General features: G+C 40.9%; 22 protein-coding genes and 1 riboswitch. Of the genes, 13 read left to right on the top strand and 9 right to left on the bottom strand.

The window, feature by feature from the left end; genetic code table 11:
* The first annotated feature begins 110 nt into the window (after window positions 1-110).
* Window positions 111-180: riboswitch (Fluoride riboswitch) on the top strand.
* 236 nt (window positions 181-416) lie between these two features.
* The 3 genes from crcB to PR800_RS19125 all read left to right on the top strand — a co-directional run bounded on the left by crcB (window position 417) and on the right by PR800_RS19125 (window position 2,520).
* A complete protein-coding gene (crcB, locus tag PR800_RS19135; RefSeq protein WP_102139238.1) occupies window positions 417-797 on the top strand; it encodes a fluoride efflux transporter CrcB in 381 nt (126 codons plus the stop codon).
* 98 nt (window positions 798-895) lie between these two features.
* The gene (locus tag PR800_RS19130; RefSeq protein ID WP_195698568.1) at window positions 896-2,053 is read left to right on the top strand and encodes an AAA family ATPase; all 1,158 of its coding nucleotides are present in this window, start codon (window positions 896-898) and stop codon (window positions 2,051-2,053) included.
* A complete protein-coding gene (locus PR800_RS19125) occupies window positions 2,053-2,520 on the top strand; it encodes a hypothetical protein (protein ID WP_204162587.1) in 468 nt (155 codons plus the stop codon). Before PR800_RS19130 ends, PR800_RS19125 begins: the two co-directional genes overlap by 1 nt.
* Before the next feature lie 38 nt (window positions 2,521-2,558).
* Here the strand turns inward: PR800_RS19125 and PR800_RS19120 are convergent, their stop codons facing one another.
* The gene (locus PR800_RS19120) at window positions 2,559-3,509 is read right to left on the bottom strand and encodes a sugar-binding transcriptional regulator (RefSeq protein ID WP_272531250.1); all 951 of its coding nucleotides are present in this window, start codon (window positions 3,507-3,509) and stop codon (window positions 2,559-2,561) included.
* A gap of 177 nt (window positions 3,510-3,686) precedes the next feature.
* On the opposite strand from PR800_RS19120, the gene dalD reads away from it, so the two are divergent.
* The 6 genes from dalD to PR800_RS19090 all read left to right on the top strand — a co-directional run bounded on the left by dalD (window position 3,687) and on the right by PR800_RS19090 (window position 12,282).
* On the top strand, window positions 3,687-5,075 hold the full coding sequence (gene dalD / locus PR800_RS19115; RefSeq protein WP_272531249.1) for a D-arabinitol 4-dehydrogenase: 1,389 nt from the start codon (window positions 3,687-3,689) through the stop codon (window positions 5,073-5,075).
* Window positions 5,076-5,086: 11 nt separating this feature from the next.
* Window positions 5,087-6,556: a xylulokinase gene (gene xylB, locus PR800_RS19110; RefSeq protein ID WP_272531248.1), complete on the top strand. Its 1,470-nt coding sequence runs from the start codon at window positions 5,087-5,089 to the stop codon at window positions 6,554-6,556.
* A gap of 90 nt (window positions 6,557-6,646) precedes the next feature.
* Entirely contained in the window at window positions 6,647-7,936 is a 1,290-nt protein-coding gene (locus PR800_RS19105; RefSeq protein WP_272531247.1) for an MFS transporter, read from the top strand.
* Between the two features lie 640 nt (window positions 7,937-8,576).
* On the top strand, window positions 8,577-9,800 hold the full coding sequence (locus tag PR800_RS19100; protein ID WP_206275867.1) for a hypothetical protein: 1,224 nt from the start codon (window positions 8,577-8,579) through the stop codon (window positions 9,798-9,800).
* Window positions 9,801-9,805: 5 nt separating this feature from the next.
* Window positions 9,806-11,041: a Zn-dependent hydrolase gene (locus PR800_RS19095; RefSeq protein WP_272531246.1), complete on the top strand. Its 1,236-nt coding sequence runs from the start codon at window positions 9,806-9,808 to the stop codon at window positions 11,039-11,041.
* A gap of 56 nt (window positions 11,042-11,097) precedes the next feature.
* The gene (locus PR800_RS19090) at window positions 11,098-12,282 is read left to right on the top strand and encodes an amidohydrolase (protein WP_102139231.1); all 1,185 of its coding nucleotides are present in this window, start codon (window positions 11,098-11,100) and stop codon (window positions 12,280-12,282) included.
* A gap of 130 nt (window positions 12,283-12,412) precedes the next feature.
* Here the strand turns inward: PR800_RS19090 and PR800_RS19085 are convergent, their stop codons facing one another.
* Entirely contained in the window at window positions 12,413-12,586 is a 174-nt protein-coding gene (locus PR800_RS19085) for a DUF2526 family protein (RefSeq protein ID WP_166265347.1), read from the bottom strand.
* A gap of 67 nt (window positions 12,587-12,653) precedes the next feature.
* Entirely contained in the window at window positions 12,654-13,214 is a 561-nt protein-coding gene (locus tag PR800_RS19080; RefSeq protein ID WP_181489849.1) for a helix-turn-helix domain-containing protein, read from the bottom strand.
* A gap of 81 nt (window positions 13,215-13,295) precedes the next feature.
* On the opposite strand from PR800_RS19080, the gene PR800_RS19075 reads away from it, so the two are divergent.
* Together PR800_RS19075 and PR800_RS19070 are read left to right on the top strand one after the other, a co-directional pair.
* A complete protein-coding gene (locus PR800_RS19075; protein ID WP_102139326.1) occupies window positions 13,296-13,961 on the top strand; it encodes an AzlC family ABC transporter permease in 666 nt (221 codons plus the stop codon).
* Window positions 13,962-13,964: 3 nt separating this feature from the next.
* Window positions 13,965-14,282 carry an AzlD domain-containing protein gene (locus tag PR800_RS19070; protein WP_102139228.1) on the top strand — a complete coding sequence of 106 codons (318 nt, stop codon included), beginning with the start codon at window positions 13,965-13,967 and terminating at the stop codon, window positions 14,280-14,282.
* 187 nt (window positions 14,283-14,469) lie between these two features.
* Here the strand turns inward: PR800_RS19070 and PR800_RS19065 are convergent, their stop codons facing one another.
* Together PR800_RS19065 and PR800_RS19060 are read right to left on the bottom strand one after the other, a co-directional pair.
* Complete coding sequence (locus PR800_RS19065; protein ID WP_004263611.1) at window positions 14,470-14,658, bottom strand: YegP family protein; 189 nt, start codon at window positions 14,656-14,658, stop codon at window positions 14,470-14,472.
* Window positions 14,659-14,959: 301 nt separating this feature from the next.
* The gene (locus tag PR800_RS19060) at window positions 14,960-15,358 is read right to left on the bottom strand and encodes a hypothetical protein (RefSeq protein WP_239979490.1); all 399 of its coding nucleotides are present in this window, start codon (window positions 15,356-15,358) and stop codon (window positions 14,960-14,962) included.
* A 179-nt stretch (window positions 15,359-15,537) separates the two neighbouring features.
* Here PR800_RS19060 and PR800_RS19055 point away from each other — a divergent pair, with 179 nt between their 5' ends.
* Entirely contained in the window at window positions 15,538-16,542 is a 1,005-nt protein-coding gene (locus PR800_RS19055) for a luciferase-like monooxygenase (protein WP_102139227.1), read from the top strand.
* A gap of 94 nt (window positions 16,543-16,636) precedes the next feature.
* Here the strand turns inward: PR800_RS19055 and PR800_RS19050 are convergent, their stop codons facing one another.
* The 4 genes from PR800_RS19050 to hxpB form a co-directional block, all read right to left on the bottom strand.
* Window positions 16,637-17,026, bottom strand: coding sequence for a YkgJ family cysteine cluster protein (locus PR800_RS19050; protein ID WP_102139226.1), 390 nt, complete (start codon window positions 17,024-17,026; stop codon window positions 16,637-16,639).
* 248 nt (window positions 17,027-17,274) lie between these two features.
* Complete coding sequence (locus PR800_RS19045; protein WP_125890927.1) at window positions 17,275-18,666, bottom strand: L-cystine transporter; 1,392 nt, start codon at window positions 18,664-18,666, stop codon at window positions 17,275-17,277.
* A 181-nt stretch (window positions 18,667-18,847) separates the two neighbouring features.
* A complete protein-coding gene (locus PR800_RS19040) occupies window positions 18,848-19,423 on the bottom strand; it encodes a metal-dependent hydrolase (protein ID WP_102139225.1) in 576 nt (191 codons plus the stop codon).
* A 192-nt stretch (window positions 19,424-19,615) separates the two neighbouring features.
* Window positions 19,616-20,281: a hexitol phosphatase HxpB gene (gene hxpB, locus PR800_RS19035; RefSeq protein ID WP_004263628.1), complete on the bottom strand. Its 666-nt coding sequence runs from the start codon at window positions 20,279-20,281 to the stop codon at window positions 19,616-19,618.
* 294 nt (window positions 20,282-20,575) lie between these two features.
* Between hxpB and PR800_RS19030 the strand changes: the two genes are divergently transcribed.
* Window positions 20,576-21,115: a YniB family protein gene (locus tag PR800_RS19030; protein WP_102139224.1), complete on the top strand. Its 540-nt coding sequence runs from the start codon at window positions 20,576-20,578 to the stop codon at window positions 21,113-21,115.
* Window positions 21,116-21,122 lie beyond the last annotated feature (7 nt).

Below are 21,122 nucleotides of genomic sequence, written 5' to 3'. Positions count from 1 at the left end.
GACGTATACTCAGTCATTGGTTCATTGTTTGACTATGACTCTAATTATTTAGAGTATCTATTATAAAATAGGTTTACATCACCTAATTAGTTACCTTATTATTTTTATATAAATCTTTGGGAGATGGCATTCCTCCTCATGTAAAACCGCCCGTTGAGGGCTGATGATGCCTACGTTAACCTTTTCATTTGATGGGGTACGTAGGTATTATGTGCCCTAATATAGGGCATAAATGATCTATACTCGTCATACTTCAAGTTACATGATTGTTGACTGCACAGCACTAGCCAAATCACATACTTCTGTATGTTCATTGGACTATCTTCGCTTGTCGCCTACATGTAACTCGAATTATTTAGAGTATAACAGGGAGACTTTCCTTTCGTTTATCCCGCCAGACATTAAAGGAAGTTTCTATGTACGCCTCTTTATTTGCAATCGCGATTGGTTCTGTTCTTGGTGGATGGCTAAGATGGTTTGTTAGCCTAAGACTTAATCACCTTTACCCCAACATTCCCCTTGGTACGGTTGCGGTCAACTTAATTGGCGGCTTTGTTATTGGTTTTGCCATCTCTTACTTTGCCAATGCAAATATTAGCCCTGCCTATAAATTATTCATTGTGACGGGTTTCTGTGGTGCATTTACCACCTTTTCGACCTTTTCACTTGAAGTCTTGGTATTGATCCAAGAAGGTAAATTGGGCTTCGCCATTAGTACCATTGCCATCCACGTAATTGGGGCCTTAATATTTACCTTACTTGGAATGTTATGCCATCACTGGCTAGCACAGGGGTGAAACCAATAGCCTAATTTTCTGAATTGCTAACAGCGGCGCTTGTTCAAGGTTAGGTTACTGCTATACTGAAACCATTGCTTTTAGTGGAGATAAACAGGATGTTAGACAAACATTTAGAGTTCGAAGGGCTAACTGGTGTCGGTAAGGTTCAGCTTGATTTGGTACCTGACCAGCGTGTGTATACTCTAATTGGTGTTAATGGGGTAGGGAAGACCAAAACGTTAGAAGCACTGTTTCAGTTATATTTTTTTAGTAATCATATGGTAAATAAGCCATTGACAGGCATAAGCAAAATTTATCTAAAATTTAGATCTGCATTAATACATTCAAGTATTTTAGGTAATCATACAATTGATTTTCCAGAAAGTAACACGAGTGAATATTTTTGGGAGCTAGGTTCTAACAGTGTGAAAGAGGTATTCAATAAATTATCTCACACTTATCCTGTCGTTTATTTAGGGGCTCAAGCTAGAGGTGCGATAAAGGAACAAAAAAATATCAGTACCATTTCATTAGGAAATATTGAAGGTAGACGTTTGAATTACTTTCATTCACTTACGAAGCAAATGGAATCTGAATTTGGTTCTATGAATATGGCAACCAATATACAAGAGTGGTTTATCCAAATTGCTCGCTCATCAAATGCTTATCAAAGTGCAGAAGATAACCGAGAGATTGAACTAAAAACTGTGCTACAGTTGCTGCATGAAATAGATAATCGCATTGATGCAGACTATCTAGAAATCAGTGGCGATGACCGCGTTAGTTTAAACATTGAAGGGCAAAAAATTCAGCTTAGCCAATTAAGCTCCGGTTTTTCCTCCATACTCAAACTGATCCAATCAATTATTTCAGGGTATGGGTACTTTACCAATGAAACTAACTTACAGAATGTCAAAGGCATTGTTTTTATAGATGAAATTGAAAGTCATCTTCATTTGTCTTGGCAGGCGAATATTATTCCTTTATTGAAGCGTTTGTTCCCCAATACCACATTTTATGTGACCACACATTCATCGGTGGTGCTGTCACAACTCCAAGAAGGGGAAGCCTATGAACTTCAGCGCGATATACACGATGGTATTGTGAAAAGCCGTTTGATCCCTTCACCAAATAAAGCGGCTTTTGCCGACATTTTACGTGATGTATTTCATGTGGATGTGAATAAAATCAAGCTAGAAAATAGCACTGTGGATGAGCAACAAAATGCTAAAAATAACTTACTGAGTCTGCTAAGAAACCAAGAGGGACAGTAATGACAAGGAATGTATTACTCGATACTAACTTATTAATTTGTGCTTTTGATAATAGCGGAACCGCAACGCAAGAAGATAAAGACCAAGCTATTGCAAAACTCACGACGCTATTATCTGATCCAAAAACCAAGTTATTTATCACACCGCTGATCCGCTATGAAGTCTTACGTGGCATCAAATGGGATAATTCTCAGTCCTATGCGGCAATGTGTGGTGTGTTAAATGATTTCCCCGAGCTAGATATTACGCGCAATGTTGCCGAGTTATCGGCTAATTTATTCCGTTTTGATACCCATCAATTAGCCACTGTAGGGCAAGGTACTCGGAACATTGAAAAGCGAAAATTCGATGTATTTCATTATTGCTGCGCCTGTTGCAATAACTTAGATTTGGAATCGAATGATACTGATATTGGTAAAATTAGGCAGTTACATAATCAATATTGTTCCACGGTTGCTAATATCTAAAACTACTCAAGCGACCTGATATCGCTTGAGTTTCAGGGCTAATTATTTGCTAATAATTGATGGGCTGTTGCTTCATCGGTCACTAAGCCTGTTACCCAACCACCATTCATAACGGCTTGAATGGCTTTTGTTTTGTGCGCGCCACCCGCAAATGCGATCACTGGTTTATTCGGGGAAGGGAAAAGCGGAACACTGGTGTGCGTGTCATCTAGCGCGGTAGAAAGCCGCTCTCCGTTAGCTTGGATAAAATGTCCCAATAACTCTGCGGCTACACCCTTTTCTAACAACATTTCCAATTGTTCATCCGTGACAAAACCTTCAGAATTGAGTGGGCATCCTTTGCCGACTTCACCAATACCAATAAAGGTAATATCTGCATTTAGGGCTTTTTCCGTGACTTCTTTATACACGCGATGTTGGCACCACATTGCTTTATCTTCAGGGCTATCGGCATAAAGTGGTGCAGGTAGAATGTAGTGCCGGCACTGTAATTTTTCTGCAAAACGTAATGGAATATCATAGCGTGTTGCTGAGCTATCACGAGCAATCGCACCTATTAGTGAAACACACTGGTGCTGGGCGGTTTCTAGGTAAGGAAGGGCATCAATAATACTGCGTAATGTTCTACCTGAACCGATACCAATAACTTGAGGTTTATCGGGGTCGATTAATTGCTCCATAAGCTCAGCACCGGCCACCGAAATCATATCGAGCGTCGCTTCTGTATCAAGTTGGCCTGAAGGGACAACAAAGCAATGTGTTAGGTGATACTTTTGCTGGATATCATTAGCGAGTCTTAAACACTCCGTAATCGGGTGCGTGATTTGCACCTGAACCATACCTTGTTCTTTTGCTAGTGAAATAAGGCGTTGGGCGACTTGTCTCGACAGCCCAAGTTCATGCGCAATTTCCTGTTGTGTTTTGCCTGCCACAAAATATAGCCATGCCGCACGTGCAGCTTGTTCCATTTTTTTTAATTCTTTCTGCATGGACATTCTCCTGCTGGTTTCGCTTATTGTAATTCTGGGCAATTGTTTATTAAAAGGGCAAAAGTTAATACTGTGAGCATTATCGCAGTAATTGTGATCGGATTGAAACTAAAATATAACAAACGGGCATATGCCCAAAAAAATAGCAATTATTTAATTTTAGGGTAAGGAGTCACAATGCTAAAGCAGAAATCAGTGTGGATGCACATCGGTGCTGGGTCATTTCATCGTGCTCACCAAGCGTGGTATTTGCACCGCTTGATTCAACAAGGGGATGATAGTTGGTCAATTGCCTTAGGGAATATTCGCAATGATGCGAATGCATTGCTTGATAACCTAACCAAGCAAAATGGGGAATATACCCTTGAAACAGTTTCACCTGAAGGTGAGCGCCATTATGAAAAAATCACTTCAGTGCGTAAAGTATTACATTGGGATGAGAATTTAAGCCAGTTAGTCGAACAAGGCTGTGATAAAGCAACACGCGTTATTGCTTTCACGGTCACGGAGGCGGGCTATTATTTAACCCCACAGCATGAGTTAGATGCAGAACAGCCAGATGTTAAAGCAGACTTAACGGGCAAAATGAGCACCATATATGGTGCATTAACACAAATTTTACGTGCACGTTTAGCGGCTCATGGTGAACCTGTGACCTTGTTAAATTGTGATAATTTGCGCCACAATGGCGAACGGTTTAGACACGGCTTTTTATCGTTTCTGCAATTAAAAGGTGAAACTGAGCTGTACCAATGGGTGAAAGAAAATACGCGTTCGCCGAATACCATGGTCGATAGGATCACGCCTCGTCCAACCCCAGATGTGGCTGAACGTGTAAAACAGCATACTGGTTGGGATGATAAAGCACCTGTTATGGGAGAGGCATTCATTCAGTGGGTGGTTGAAGATGACTTTATTAATGGACGCCCTGCATTAGAAAATGTCGATGTAGAAATGGTTGAGTCCGTTTTACCGTGGGAAGAAGCGAAAATTCGTATTCTGAATGCGAGCCACAGTTGTATTGCTTGGGCAGGAACCTTAATTGGTTTGAGCTTTATTGATGAAAGCACCCGCCAATCTGCTATCAAACAAATGGCATGGAATTATGTCACACAAGACGTGATACCGTCATTGTCACCGAGTCCTCTCGATTTAGAACAATACCGTGATGTGGTACTCGCACGCTTTAGTAACCCTTATATTCAGGATACTAACCAACGTGTTGCCGCTGATGGTTTATCAAAAATTCCCGGTTTTATCACGCCAACACTGCAAGAATGTTATCAGCGCCAGCAGACTCCGGCTGCGACGGCTGTGCTGCCCGCGTTATTCTTCGTGTTTTTACAGCGCTGGGCTCGTGGTGAATTACCGTATGAATATCAGGATGGTGTGTTAGATGTGCCGCTATATCAAAAAATGATGAATAGCAGTGACGCATTGTCGCAATTTGTCTCAAGTGAAATGTTGTTCGGCTCACTCGCTCATTCTACTGAATTCCACGAATTGATGAGCAACACGGTTGAAAAAGTTGAAAATTGGCTCAAGTCACCTCAACAACCTCTGTAAGGAGAAAGGCGATGTACCTCGGAATTGACCTAGGCACTTCAGAACTTAAGGCTGTATTAATTAATGCTAAGGGCGAAATTGTTGCCTCAAGCCATATGGCATTAACCGTACAAAGGCCACATTCTCAGTGGGCCGAACAATCGCCAGATAGTTGGTGGGAAGCCACCAACGCGGTTGCGGCGACCTTGCGCCAAAAAGCCCCAGAAGCATGGGCTGCGGTGAAAGCAATTGGTTTATCAGGCCAAATGCACGGTGCAGTATTATTAAACAGAGAGCACCAAGTTCTTCGCGACTGTATTTTATGGAATGATACCCGCAGTGCGAAGGAGTGTGAATGGTTGATGGAAAATCACCCTGAGTTTCTAACGATTGGCGCTAATTTAGTTATGCCAGGTTTCACCGCACCCAAATTATTGTGGGTTGCACGCCATGAACCTGAAATATTCAAACAAGTTGCCAAGGTATTGCTTCCTAAAGACTATTTACGTTGGAAAATGACGGGGCAATTTACCAGTGATATGTCTGATGCTTCGGGGACATTGTGGCTGGATGTGGCTAAGCGTGATTGGTCCGATGAATTATTGGCTGCAACTAATCTAACTCGTGAACAGATGCCTTCTTTAGTTGAGGGTGCTGAACAAAGTGGTGTGTTAAGGGCGGATTTAGCATCGCAATGGGGGCTGAGTGCCAATGTGATTATCGCTGGTGGAGGCGGTGACAATGCAGCCTCAGCAGTGGGCGTTGGCGCAATTAATGACGGTGATGCCTTAATTTCTCTGGGTACCTCTGGCGTCATTTTTGTGGTTAATAATCAATTACAAGCAGCACCACATCAAGGTGTCCATGCATTTGCTCATGCATTGCCAAATCGCTGGCACCAAATGAGTGTGATGTTAAGTGCTGCCAACTGTTTGCGTTGGCTTTGCCAGCTTCTTTCCACAACTGAAAATCAGCTGATGGACGAAGTGGGTCAATTGAGTGATGACCAGAAGAAGCAAGCTCCAGTATTTTTGCCTTACCTCTCAGGGGAAAGAACGCCCCATAATGACCCTTATGCAATGGGCTCATTTTTTGCGTTAAGAAATGAAACAACGCGAGCTCAGCTTGGTTATGCGGTAATTGAGGGAGTGACCTTTGCTCTGGCGGATGGCATGCAGGTTTTAACACAAACGGGAACGCAAATTAGCCGGTGTAGCTTAACAGGGGGAGGAGCGCGTAGTCCTGTTTGGGCGCAGCTGATTGCGGATGTGATTGATATACCGATTGTGACTCACCCAGCGAGTTCATCGGGGGCTTTAGGTGCAGCTCGTTTGGCATGGTTGGCAGATGGAGGCAATACAGAGATTGTGTGCCAGAAACCAGAAGTATTGAGTACTTATTTACCGCAAAAACAGTACCAAGTTTGGTTAAATCAACGGCTTGATGTTTTCCGTTTATTATACCAACAGCAAAAACAAACAAGGGAATTATTGCCACAATAGGCGAGTGTGGCGGTGTTTCCCTACACATCACCGCCACAGTTATCTCTTCGCGATTGATTAAAATAACAAAATTACAATGAGGAAACTGCAATGGAACAGAAGCAGTATTGGCTTGGTCTACCTAAGCATTTGTTCTGGGGTTTTATTGCCATCGCTATTTTTATGAGTGGTGATGGTTTTGAAATGGCTTTTTTATCGAAACATATTACTGATTTAGGGTTTACACCGGCACAATCAGCGATGGTATTTACTGTCTACGGCTTAATGGCTGCTGTTGCAGCATGGGCATCTGGCGTCGTAGCTGAAATTATCACGCCCCTAAAAGCCATGATGATCGGGTTTATTCTCTGGATTGTCATGCATACCTTATTTATGGCATTTGGTTTAGGTATGAAAAGCTACAGTATGATGCTGTTATTTTATGGTATTCGTGGATTAGCTTATCCATTGTTTATCTATTCATTTATGATGATGTTGGTGCAAGTCATCCCTCGAGCGCATCTTGCTGCGGCTACCGGTTGGTTCTGGGCAATGTACTCGGTAGGTATTGGTGTTATCGGTAGCTATCTGCCTAGTTTCTCAATCCCAATGATGGGTGAAACAGGAACATTATGGATGGCCATCGGTTGGGTTGCACTTGGTGGTGCGATTGCGTACTTTAGCCTACGCAATGTTCCAGTTGACCGCTCTAAAGTCAATTTACCGATGAAAGATAAAATGGCCGAATTATCGCGGGCTGCCACCATTTTATTTACCAACAAAAACATCTTTATGGCGAGTTTAATCCGTATTATCAATACAATCTCATTGTTTGGTTTTGCGATTATCATGCCATTACTGTTTGTTGACCGTTTAGGGTTCACCATTTCTGAATGGTTACAGATTTGGGCTGTTTTCTTCTTTGTCACTATTTTTACGAATATTTTTTGGGGAATTGTTGGTGAACACATTGGTTGGGTTCGCCAAGTTAGATGGTTTGGTTGCCTAGGTATGGCAGTATCTAGCCTGATGTTCTATTACTTACCGGTTTATTTTGGCCATAATTTTGCGATTGCGTTAATACCTGCGATTTTACTGGGGATCTTTGTGGCGGCTTTCGTACCGATGACAGCCGTTTTCCCAAGTATTGAACCTCACCATAAAGGTGCTGCCGTCTCAATTTATAACCTTTCCGCGGGATTAAGTAATTTTGCCGCACCCGCAATAGCCAGTTTAGTATTACCTTTCTTTGATATTGTGGGCGTTGTTTGGGCATATACAGGTTTGTATATCTTTGCAGGAATACTGACATTCTTTATTAAAGTGCCACAACCTGGGTTTGAAAATAATCGCAAAATAAAACCAGCCAAGGTAGCGACTGAACAACAAACGAGTCATTAAATTATTTTATCTATTACTCATTACGCCCCGTAGGTAGTTAATTATCTATGGGGTTTTTCTTTATTTAAATAAACTTTATTGCCAAAACAAACTAAATTGGAGAGGAAGGGGTATCATCCTTTTCAACGGCAATATAAAGAGAAACGGTTTAAAAATAAAATAAAGTAGAATATTTTCTATAAATAGAAATATTGGTCATCTTTATAAGGCGATTTTTCGTCATATTGCGATAATTATTGAAAATACAGCCATGGACAATAGAATATAATTTCATAGATTAAAAAATAAACTACAGTTGATTTGTTTATAAAAAATAACTTAAATGACATAAAATATTAACTTATAAACCTGCATTTAGAGAATATTAAGGGGCTTGGCCCCTTTCAATGTTATATCTGACTACTTAGCTCACTGCATAGCTTTATTCCAAGCTGTTTAAATCCGGTTTAACTCTCTATACATCTGAATTTTCGGTGTTATGATGAATTTTGTTGCAATTTCGTGTATTTGCAGCGAAATACTCTCTATATTGGTGTTTTGTTGTGCTAAATAAAATTTATAATCTAATCCTAATTAAAATTAATAGTTTTCAATACCAAAAAATAATCTAATAAAAAAAGATAAGTGCGGGGAAAAAGTTATGTCACAGATGTTAGCTCTGTTTCTGATAGTGGGAATATTATATATCGGGGATGCTATAGCCGTTAGAACTAAGGCTTGGATCCCCTCCGTATTTGTATGCGCAGTGCTCTTTCTTTTAGGTTATTGGACTATTTTCCCGAAAGATATTGTAAGTATTGCCGGTATTCCTCAAGTAGTTGCGGTTACCTTGATGTATTTGTTAATTACAAATATGGGAACCTTATTATCGTTAAAAGAATTGTTGCGCCAATGGAAAACCATTCTTATCTCCTTAGCTGGGATTTTAGGCATCATTTTCTTAACCTTTATCATTGGGGTTGCCCTATTTGATTTAAATACTGTATTAGTTGCAGTTCCTCCGTTAGTTGGCGGTATTGTATCTTCGTTAATTATGTCAAAAGGTGCGGCTGAGGCTGGTTTAGTCGACCTTTCAGTTTTCGCTATTTTAATTTACGTCATGCAGGGGTTTGCGGGCTATCCATTAACAGCCATCATGTTAAAAAAAGAAGGGCGCCGAGTTTTAGAAAAATATCGCAATGGCCAATGGCAAGAAACCTTATCGGTAGACGGGGCAAAAGAGGTTGAAGTTAAAACGATGGTATCTGAAGATGAAATGCCACGTATGTTCAAAAAAATCCCTAATCACTATAACACCAGCTATTTTAAATTCTTACGCTTAGCTGCGGTAGGGTATTTGGCTTATTTAGCCTCATCTTTTGCTGCTCCTTATGTGAGTATTAGCCCATTTGTGTTGTGTTTATTATTTGGTGTTATTGCCTCTTCATTAGGTTTCTTAGAAAGACAGCCGCTACAAAAAGCCAATGGCTTTGGGTTCGCTATTATGGCCTTAATGTTGTTTATCTTCGATACATTAAACCACGCGACCCCAGATATGTTATTGCGCCTAGTTTATCCGATGGTGGTGTTAATTTGCGCTGCGGTTATTGGGATGTACCTTGCATCATGGGTGGTTGGTAAAATATTAGGCGTCACCAAAGAAATGGCGTTTGCTGTTGCTCTAACAGCGTTATATGGCTTTCCAGCTGACTACATTATTACGAATGAAGCGATCAACGCGTTAACAAAAGACGAAAAGGAACGCCAAGTATTAACTAGCCATATGTTAGGGCCGATGCTAGTTGGTGGCTTTATTTCTGTGACCATGGTTTCTGTTGTATTAGCAGGTATTATGGTGGCTTATATTGTTCCAATTGCAGGGTAAAAATAATGGAAACAAGTACTTCAAGAATTCAGCGCCACTTAGAACAATTGGCAGAATATACCGCAACACCGGGTCAAGGTACTACGCGGATGAGCTACAGCGAACAAGATAAACAAGCGCGTGATTACCTAAAACAAGAAATGCGAGTCCTAGGTTTACAAGTCCGTGAAGATGCTATTGGTAATATTTATGGGCGCTTAGAAGGCCAGCAACCTGATTTGCCTGCGGTGATTGTGGGTTCTCATTTTGACTCTGTTCCTCATGGCGGGGCATTTGATGGCCCCGCAGGGATTGTCACCGGTTTGGATGTTGTCGCGCGTATTCGCGAGCAAAACTTAACACCAAAGTACCCCTTAGAAGTGATAGCCTTAGTTGAAGAAGAAGGTACCAGTTTTGGCCGCGGTTTGATGGCTTCAAGTGTAATAACGGGTTTGATTGGTACTAAAGAATTATACCAACTCAAGGATAGCCAGGGCGTGAGTGCTGCAAAGCGTATGGCAGAGGCAGGGTTCAATGCAGACAATGCATCCCAAGCTGTGCTTGACCCTAAAAAGGTTAAAGCATTTTTAGAGCTACATATCGAACAAGGCCCGGTGTTAGAACAGGCCAATGAAGATGTAGGGATCGTAGAAACCATCGTCGGTATCAGTCAGTTAGAAATTAAACTGACAGGTAAAGCTGGCCATGCAGGTACTACGCCAATGAATATGCGGGCCGATGCATTAGTGTGTGCTAGCCAAATTATCAGCCATATCCCTGAACTCGCAAAAGCGGCAGGGGATAATACAGTTGCGACCGTGGGACGTTTAGCTGTATTGCCGAATGGGGCGAATGTCATCCCAAGCGAAGTCACCTTTAGCGTCGATATTCGTTCTAAAAATGATATAGCATTACGTAAAGTGATTGTGCAACTAATTGAATTAACAGAAGAAATTAGTAATTCATTAGCAATTTCAAGCGATATTGTTCAGCCGTTATATGTTCAGCCAACGGAGCTCAATAGCGATATTCATCAACTGATGCGACAGCATGCCGGTGACCAAAACTTACGTTTTCGTTCAATGGTCAGTGGTGCAGGGCATGACACAATGATTTTTGCAGGTATTACTCAAACAGGGCTGATATTTGTGCCAAGCCGCAATGGATTAAGCCATCATCCAGATGAATGGACGGATTATGCACAAATTGCACGAGGGGCAGATGTGATGTTTGCTACTGTTAAGTCATTAATAGAATGCTAATTAATAAATAAGCCAGATACAGTATCTGATTGAGCAATAGGGTAAAAGGTAGAAAAATGATCAACAAAATAATTACAGCCGCAATCAAAAAACACACACCTGAAATGATTGCTTTTCGTCGTGACCTACACGCTCATCCTGAACTACCATTTGAAGAAATACGTACCACAAAACGTATTGCTGAAGAATTAGACAAAATTGGAATAGCGTATCGATTAACCGAGCCTACAGGCGTTATTGCTGAAATTAAAGGCGGTAAACCGGGCAAAACGGTAGCTTTACGAGCAGATATCGATGCATTACCCGTTTTGGAATTGAATGATTCATTAGAATATAAATCAACAATTGAAGGTAAAATGCATGCTTGTGGCCATGATGCACACACAGCGATGCTATTAACCGCAGCCAAAGCGCTGTATGAGGTGCGTGAAGAACTAGCCGGTAATGTGCGTTTAATTTTCCAACCCGCAGAAGAGATCGCCCAAGGCGCATTAGCCATGATCAAACAAGGCGCAATCGAAAATGTCGATAACGTTTTTGGCATGCACATTTGGACAACGACACCATCAGGAAAAGTGTCTTGTAATGTGGGAGGGTCTTTTGCTTCCGCTGATTTACTGAAAGTTACTTTTAAAGGTCGTGGTGGGCATGGATCAATGCCAGAAGCGACCATTGACGCTGCGGTTGTTGCTTCTGCATTTGTCATGAATTTACAAGCGATTGTGTCCCGGGAAACCTCATCTTTAGACTCAGCCGTGGTCACGATCGGTAAAATGGATGTCGGGACACGCTTCAATGTTATCGCAGAAAATGCAGTATTGGACGGTACGGTACGTTGTTTTGATATTGAAACTCGTAACCGAATCGAAGCCGCTATTCGCCGTTATGCAGAGCATACTGCGGCTATTTATGGGGCGACTGCACATGTTGATTATATCTATGGGACATTACCTGTTATCAATGAGGAACGTAGCGCGTTATTGGCGCAATCCGTGATTTCGCAAGCTTTTGGTGAGCAAGCTCTGATCCACGAAAGACCGACACCGGGCGGTGAAGATTTCAGCTTCTACATTGAAAATATCCCAGGGTGCTTTGCTCTGCTAGGCACAGGAAATGCCGAAAAGGACACTCAGTGGGCACATCATCATGGCTGCTTTAATATTGATGAAGACACGATGGCGACAGGCGCTGAGCTTCATGCACAATATGCATGGAGTTATTTACAGCAACAGGAGTTTTAATTGAGCCTGTTAATGCTATTAGGGTTAGTTGTTTTACCAATTCCGGGATTACCACTAACCCTACTGCCTATTTATTTTGGTTATTAAGATAAGTTAAGAGCGCGAATAGCGGCGAGTTGTGTGGCCGCTATTAATTATGATGAATAAAAATAGTGTCTCTTAAACGCTGTTGTTGTTCAAATCGTTGCTCTTGGTTGATCTGTGGGTCATGGGATAGCTGCATTAGCATTTCATTCATATTATGAACTGAGTTTTCATCAATTAGTTGGTTTACTTTTTCAACAATTTCATCATAGTAGGACATCACACAGCCTCCAATTAATATTCACTAGAGCTATCATAACGCAAAATCTATTGGTCTAGATAGGCGATTAATTCTGTTTATCGATCACCATAACTGCCATCGTATTCGGTTCTAAGGCTCGCATTATATGCGGCTCATCTCCAGGGTAGTGAATATAGTCTCCAACTTGTAATTCAACAGGGTTATCCAATGGGCCGACTAATGCTCTACCAGACATAATAATGATGTGCTCGCTAACGCCACGCATATGAGGCTCTGAAATACGGTCACGGCCGGGCTGGGCAATCACAGTATAAATATCCCGTCGCGAATCAGCAGGGGCAGATGAGAGCAAAAAGGCCAAATAATTTGCGTGCTCAGCACTAACAGGTATTGCCTCCCCATGGCGGATCACTGTGATAGTTTCTTGTTTCTCTTCAATTAATCGAGCGAAAGGAATATCTAACGCGACACAAAGTGCCCATAAGGTTTCAATACTTGGGTTACCACTACCAGATTCCAATTGAGAAAGTGTCGATTTAGCGATACCCGCTTTGCGAGATAGCTCTGATAGTGATAGCCCACTTTTTTGTCTTTCACGGACAAGGGCTTTCGAAATCAACTCAATGGGAGGAGAAGGTAGATTCAATTTTAATTTCCTATTTAGATTGCACTTTATATTGCCTATCTACATAATGAACGAATGTATTATATATCGAACGGTTTAGGAATGCTAACGTCAATAAGCTCAACATTAAATCATAGCACAGTGAAAAACATAGCTCTTGTCTGTTTTGCTGACTTAATTGTCGGCATTTCTTATGGCGCATTGGCGCTTTCACAAGGATTTGACTGGTGGGTACCACTCACTTTATCTATTTTAGTGCTCGCAGGGGCGTCTGAGTTTTTGTTTATTGGTGTTATTTTTGCAGGGGGAAGCCCACTTTCTGCTGCACTTGCGGGGTTGTTAGTCAATTCACGGCATATCCCTTTTAGTTTTGCGACCAGTGATTTAACGGGTAAGGGAGCAAAGTCATTACTGGGCTATCACATTATGAATGATGAGAGTGTTGTATTTGGTTTAGCTCAAGAAACTGAGTCAGAAAAACGTGCGGCCTTTTGGTTATGTGGAATAGGTATTTTACTGTGTTGGCCAATAGGTGTTGTGATAGGTGAGGTATTGGGCAGCTTTATTAGTGATACACATATATATGGGATGGATGCGATGTTTCCTGCGATTATTTTAGCGCTTTCATTACCTGCGTTATCGGATAAACGGCTTAGATTAACCGCCATTATCGGTGCAATCATTGCGGTTGCGACCACACCGATACTACCAGCAGGGATCCCCGTATTACTCGCACTATTGAGCTTGGTTATTTATATAAGGAAATAAATAATGACAAATAACCCATGGTTAATTATTAGCGGTATCTTACTGCTGGCGATTGGTACTTATTTAATGCGAGCGTCAGGCGCTTTGCTGCGTGGTCGAGTGGTACTTTCTGAAAATAGCAAAATGTTATTTTCAGCGGCAGCTATTGTTATTTTATTCTCAGTTGCGGCAACGTCTACGTTATTTTCTGGTGATGAAGTTTCTGATTGGCCTAAAATTGTAGGGGTGCTAGTGGCAGGGGTACTAACGTGGTTTAAAAAGCCATTTATTATCATTGTCTTGTCAGCTGCGATTGTGACTGCGTTACTTAGGTTAATTTAAGGGGTTAATTTGAGCTGGTTAATCTAAAAAAAGTTAATATGAACAATGGACTGGTCTGAGCCGTAGCTAATTGAATAGCGCTGATTTATGTAAATTATATAGTCAACAGCTAAAAATAGTGAACAGATAGGAATAGCTAGCAGATAAAAAAGTAGCCCCGACTTGAAAGGAGTGGGGCCACTGAAATTTACTCAGTTAGATCTTTTATTGTTTCAGAAGAGCCATTTTTTTGGACAGAGGCAATCCCTTTAAGCGCAGATTGCTTAGAAGCATACATTTCACTTTTAGCAATCACTTCATGATTCGCTGCTTTTAAAACGAAATAGTAAGGCTGAGCAACGTCTTTAGTGGATTTTTTTAATTCAAAATACCCCATGATAAGCTCCTGATTTTCTATTGAAAGGGTGTCAAACAAAGTGTTAATAAGTCGCAGTTATTAACAATCTGCTTGAATTAAGATTAGTCGCTATTAGGTGTTATTACTAGGGGAAAGGGTTCAATTCAGATAAACTTTTTTTCTAAAAAAAAAAGCCTCTGGATACAGAGGCAATCGTAGGATATATAGAACTCTTTATTATTTAACTAAAATATCGGTTTTTTCTCTCAACAGCTATCTGGTTGTACATATCAATATAAAAGGTTTTGCCGATAACTTAATTAATATTCATTAATATTAGCTATTGATTTGCTGCTGGAGCACGCATTGGTTCCGGTGTTGGCATCGTATTCATTGCTTTAAATTCAGGGGCTTCCATCACTGTGACTTTGACCACATAGCGTTTGCCATCTTCAATTTTTGGGGTGCTATTGGCCAGTTTTTTTACAGTTTCATTTGGTGTCGTCGTTTGTTCTGTAACGCTATATACCATATTGTGGTGGTTACCCATGTGCTGACGAGGCATTTTGTGGTTAACGCCATTTGCTGCCGCAGTAAAACCGACGGTTAATAATGCTAATGCTAATAAACTGGTATTTAATTTTTTCATTTCAATTTCCTCTGTATTGGTGATGAGCAAATCATTCACCAATTCATTTTGTCTCGCAATCGCTTTTACCTCCCCTGACGGAAGCTTCATAATTACTGCACTTTTTATTCAAGCTTGTTCCATAATTTTTATAAAACAGTGGTTTAGTAGACGATAATTTACATTTTTAGACCACTTGTGCTAATGCAAGTTTCAGTGCTGGAGACATCAAAGAGGATAGTCTAGGATGGTAAGTTAGGTTCAATAAAACTCTTACAAAGTGAGTGTGTATGTCAGATAAAAAAATCCCCCTTTCTTTACTCGATCTTGCGCCAATTATTGAGGGTTCGACAGCGAAAGAGGCCTTTGCTCATTCCCTTGACATCGCCCAACTCGCAGAAAAACTGGGTTATCACCGCTATTGGCTAGCGGAACACCATAATATGACGGGGATCGCCAGCGCCGCTACGTCGGTATTGATTGGCTACCTTGCTGCGAATACGCAATCACTACGACTCGGTTCTGGTGGTGTTATGTTACCAAACCATTCACCGTTGGTGATTGCAGAGCAATTTGGCACATTAAATACACTTTACCCTGAACGTATCGACTTAGGTATCGGGCGTGCGCCAGGAAGTGACCAACGAACGATGCAAGCTTTACGACGTCATATGAATACGGATATCGATAATTTTCCACAAGATGTGGCTCAAATTGTAAATTGGTTTGATGCAACTAACCCAGAGCCAGCCGTGCGCCCCGTTCCGGGTTTTGGTGAAAAAATTCCTGTTTGGTTATTGGGTTCAAGTTTATACAGTGCAAGGCTAGCCGCGCAAATGGGGCTACCATTTGCCTTTGCTTCCCATTTTGCCCCTGATTTATTGTTGCAGGCGCTGGATGTTTATCGTGTTAATTTCCAACCATCACAGAGACTCTCTAAGCCATATGCGATGGTGTGTATCAACATTATTGCCGCGGACACTCAACGTGAAGCGGAGTTTTTATTTACCTCGATGCAGCAAGCGTTTGTCATGTTACGTCGTGGCCAGCCTTCTCAATTGCCTGCACCGGTCGAGAGCATGGAAAATATCTGGTCGCCTGCCGAGGAGTTTGGTGTTCAACAAGCACTAGGTATGTCATTGGTAGGGGATAAAACCAAAGTACGTCATGGGTTGGAAACGATATTGCGACAAACTCAAGCAGATGAAATTATGGTTAATGGCCAAATTTTTGATCATCAAGCTCGTTTACACTCTTTTGAGTTGGCAATGCAGGCCATGAACGAAATTATGTAGTGTATATAGTGGAATGCTTAACACCAATGCAAGGACGCATTTTCAGGCTGGGTTCAAAAAAGAGATAACCCAGAAAAATCTGGGTCATTGACGGCTAGCAAGCTATTTGTGGTTGATGAGGCTCTAAAGGGGGTAAACCATGAGCGGCACGTGCTCTATCGCAGGCCTCATTGTAAATACCATCCTGCCAAGATTGTTCGAACTCACGACACGGTGTGGGTCTTTGTGCATAAATCGAACAAGAGACACATTCACCTATCGTGCCTTCTAAGGCCTTACAGCGAGTATTTTGTTTTTGATTAGTTCCCTGCATACAACTCATAAAGGGGGTGACCTGCTCGGTTAAATGTTGGGGCACAATACCGCCTCCGCTCTCTGCTTCAGCCCAATAAAAAGAGACACGAAAATAGGCACAACACGCACCACAGCTGACACAAGGGTTATCTGAAGGGTCAGTTTTTAGGATATGGACATTATTAGTCATATTAAAAAACCATAAATGATTGTTGATAAATCCCCATAGGAAATGGGGTGACGCAACACAAGCAGGAAGCTCAAGAAAACGTTGCTCAGGTTTTATTATCTTACGAAATTCCAGTTTATTGCAATGTTAATTAGCACAAAAAACTGGTTTTTTTGATATTCTCCAAGGTAAATAAAATCAGCATGTTTATAACAACGATAAAAAAAACCTGCCGAAGCAGGTTTCTAATATAGGTGACAGTTTAATTATTAAACATGTTTTAAATCTGCATCATCATTTTGATTGAATATTGCTTTATCTGTTTCACCCATCAACTGGCTGGTCACTGTACCTGCTGTCATTGAACCACTGACATTCAATGCAGTACGGCCCATATCAATTAGCGGTTCAACTGAAATTAACAGGGCAACTAATGTGACAGGTAAACCCATCGCAGGCAGTACAATTAACGCTGCGAAAGTTGCACCGCCACCGACACCAGCAACACCCGCTGAACTGATAGTAACGATACCAACGAGTGTCGCTATCCATAGTGGGTCGAATGGATTAATACCCATTGTTGGCGCGACCATCACGGCTAACATTGCAGGATAGATACCCGCACAACCATTTTGACCAATTGTTGCACCAAAGGATGCAGAGAAACTAGCAATCGATTCAGGGATACCAAAACGACGTGTTTGTGTTTCAATATTCAGTGGAATACTTGCAGCACTTGAACGGCTAGTGAATGCAAAGGTTAAAACTGGGCCTGCTTTCTTAAAGAACTTAATCGGGTTCAAGCCTGTTGTCGCAACTAAAATGCCATGTACAACAAACATAATGCCTAATGCAACATAGGACGCAATAACAAAAGTTCCTAGGTTGATGATGTCATGTAAGTTTGAACTTGCTACGACTTTAATCATCAGCGCCATCACACCATACGGTGTTAAACGCATGACTAAGCGAACTAATTTCATTGCCCAAGCTTGCATAACATCAATCGCTGCTAAGGCTTTTTCACCACGTTCTTTATCGTCTTTAAACAATTGTAGTGCGGCAACACCCAGGAAGGCGGCAAAAATAACGACACTAATAATTGATGTTGGATTTGCACCCGTTAAATCCGCAAATGGGTTTTTTGGAATAAACGATAAAATTAGTTGAGGTACGGTTAAGTCAGAAACTTTCCCAATATAGTTGCTTTCTATTGCAGATAAACGTGCTGTTTCGGATTGACCTTGAACTAAGCCTTCCGCAGTTAAGCCGAATACATTGGCAATTAAAATACCCACTAACGCTGCAATAGCGGTGGTAAATAACAAGGTGCCAATTGTTAAAAAGCTTATTTTACCTAGCGAAGATGCTTTATGTAGCCTTGCCACTGCACTTAGTATTGAAGCAAATACCAATGGCATAATCACCATTTGTAATAGCTGCACATAACCATTTCCGACAATATTAAACCACAGAATGGAGTCTTTTACCGTTTGGTGGCCACTACCATACACGAGGTGCAGTACTACCCCATAGGCAACACCGAAAACCAGGCCAACTAACACTTTTTTAGATAGGCTCCAGCCTTTAGCCCCTAGTTTTGCTAACAGTATTAGTAGTGCTACAAAGCCGAGCACATTAATAATTAGAGGAATATTCATTCCGAACTCCAAATCATATTTTTATAAGGTATGTTACTTGCCCTTTAGTCCTTATTGGTTATAAGGATTTAGTTGCTTCAAACAACTGGTTATATGTTATCAGCTGATAAAACACATTTCTTATATCAAAAAGTAATAAGATAGTATTATTCATACTTACATTATATTACAAAACTATAATTTATGTGGGGAGATATGTATCTATTTGATTATGAATATATTTTATAATCACATCAATATGACTATAAAAATCGAATTGATAACCAGCAGGTAACAAGCAGGCACAAACAGTCAAAACAATGGCGACAAAGCGTTCTCCACGTTGGCTATTTTTACCGCGGATCATGGGAAAACAAAAACGCTGGGGGAGTGGCCATAGTAACGGTACTCCCGAAGGCGTGAGCATATCGGCGACGAGATGACTGATATAACCCAATAAAAAGGCTTGGATAATATCAGCTGGGATTGCCCATTCAGAAGGTAGCCATTGATAACAAGAAATCATCAAGAGAAACCATGCAACTAGGCTATGAGTAAACCCCCGGTGCCCACACAGTTTGGATATGGGTAATGAAAAAATCCGCAGTAGTCGACCAGGAATTGAAGAAGGGTGGTCAATATCGGGCAATAATGCGCCTAATAAGGCTCCTGGAACCATGTGCAGCCAATCACCATGAGCAATCTCTGGGGTGATTTGAAGTTTATGAGCCATTATCAAAGAGGCGACGGAAAAAAGCAGATGCCCTTCAGCTGTCATGGTGGATAAAATACCATCTGTTTATCTATACAGTTGATTGGCAGTATAAAGTGTTTGAAAAGAATATGATAGTAGTAGAAAGGTAAAAAAACTCTTATTTATTAGCAGATAAGGGAAGAGTTTTATAATCTGACACAATTCCCCTACCTAAGTTAGATAGGGGAGAACACTTATTAGGCACACAAAGTATTTTTAACGTAAATGTTCAGCTTTTAAGTCATTCAATGAGGCTAGCTTGATATCCGCTAAACCAAAGCGCGGGTCATTAAAATGCTTGCTATCAGGTACCACAATTGAACGCATTCTGGCGGCTTTTGCAGAAATCATACCGTTAAATGAATCTTCTAATGAAACGCAATTGACTGGTTTAGTCGATAACTCAGCTGCTGCTTTAAGATAAACTTCAGGATGAGGTTTACTCAAAGGTAAGTCAGACGCAGAAATAACCGCAGAGAAATAGTCACGAATATCCAGAAGGTTTAATACTTTTTCCAACATATACAAAGGAGAGGCGGAAGCCAGTGCAATTTTTAAATCCATTGAACGGCAAAGTTCCATGGCATGCTGCACGCCAGGTAGAATAGGGCGAGTTTCTTCAACTAAGCCAACAACACGGTCAATGATACGTTGTGTGGCTTCTTCTTGGCTACATCCTTGCCAAGGGGAGGCGTGGTACCAAAGCTCCACCACATGGTCAATACGTAAACCTAAAGTATCAGGCAGGGTATCTGCAATTGAAACGTCGACACCCAATTGTGAAAAAATCTCAAGTTCAGCCTGTGCCCAAAACGGTTCCGAGTCGATCAGTAAACCATCCATATCAAAAATGACCGATTGGATGGGAAGATTATGGTACATGTCAAAACTCCATTCATGTCGTATCTATTAACGAAGGAGCAATGATATCAGTAAACTGACCTCAAGCGTATTACTTGAGTTAGTATTAAAACAATATTGAAGGATATTCGGACTGCATGAAGTAGAAATATCATGATAATGAATAACCACACTATTTTGATTAGTCTGAAAGTCTAAACATTGTTATCAATTATGAATTGAAATTTGGAGGCAATGAATATTTTCAGCTATGATTAGCCTTGAGAAATCATTGTAAAAACTTATCAAAAATAATAACGCTGAGGAAAAGCAGTAATGAATTACCATAATGCCAATTATGTCGCAGTCGGCAAACGTATTCTGGGTTGGGTTGTTTTTCTGTTAGCATTAATTTCGACATTGGTGTCTTTAATTAAATTGGCTGGCATGAAGGGGCTCGCAGGTGAAGGGGTCAATGCGGTCGCTAATGATTTTATTAAATTAATGGCGGAAATGACTCGTCAAACTACACCATTCCTAAATTTCTTTTGGAATAATTCACCAGTACCTCAAGTCGCTAATGGGTTTTCCGGCAGTAATATCAGTTTTATCATCATCTTTATTTTCATTTTTGTTGGGCTGGCGCTTAGTGCATCAGGTTTGCGCATGTACCGACAAATTAAGTTTATTCGTGAAAGTTTAGAAGATCACGTGATCATAGAAAAAGCAAAAGGCGTAGATATTTCGAAAGAAGAGCTTGAAGCTAAGGTGACTATTCCACGCCATACGATATTCACTCAATTTTTTCTTCTTTATTTTTGGCCAATTGTATTGGGGGTAGGGTTGTATTTTCTTTTACGCTTCCTTAATTGGTAATTTTCGA

The organism is Providencia sp. PROV205 (assembly GCF_028479505.1).
In the GTDB taxonomy this organism is placed as follows: domain Bacteria; phylum Pseudomonadota; class Gammaproteobacteria; order Enterobacterales; family Enterobacteriaceae; genus Providencia; species Providencia huaxiensis.
Note: the sequence above shows the minus strand (reverse complement) of the source record. Positions and strands in the feature narration are given on the sequence as shown.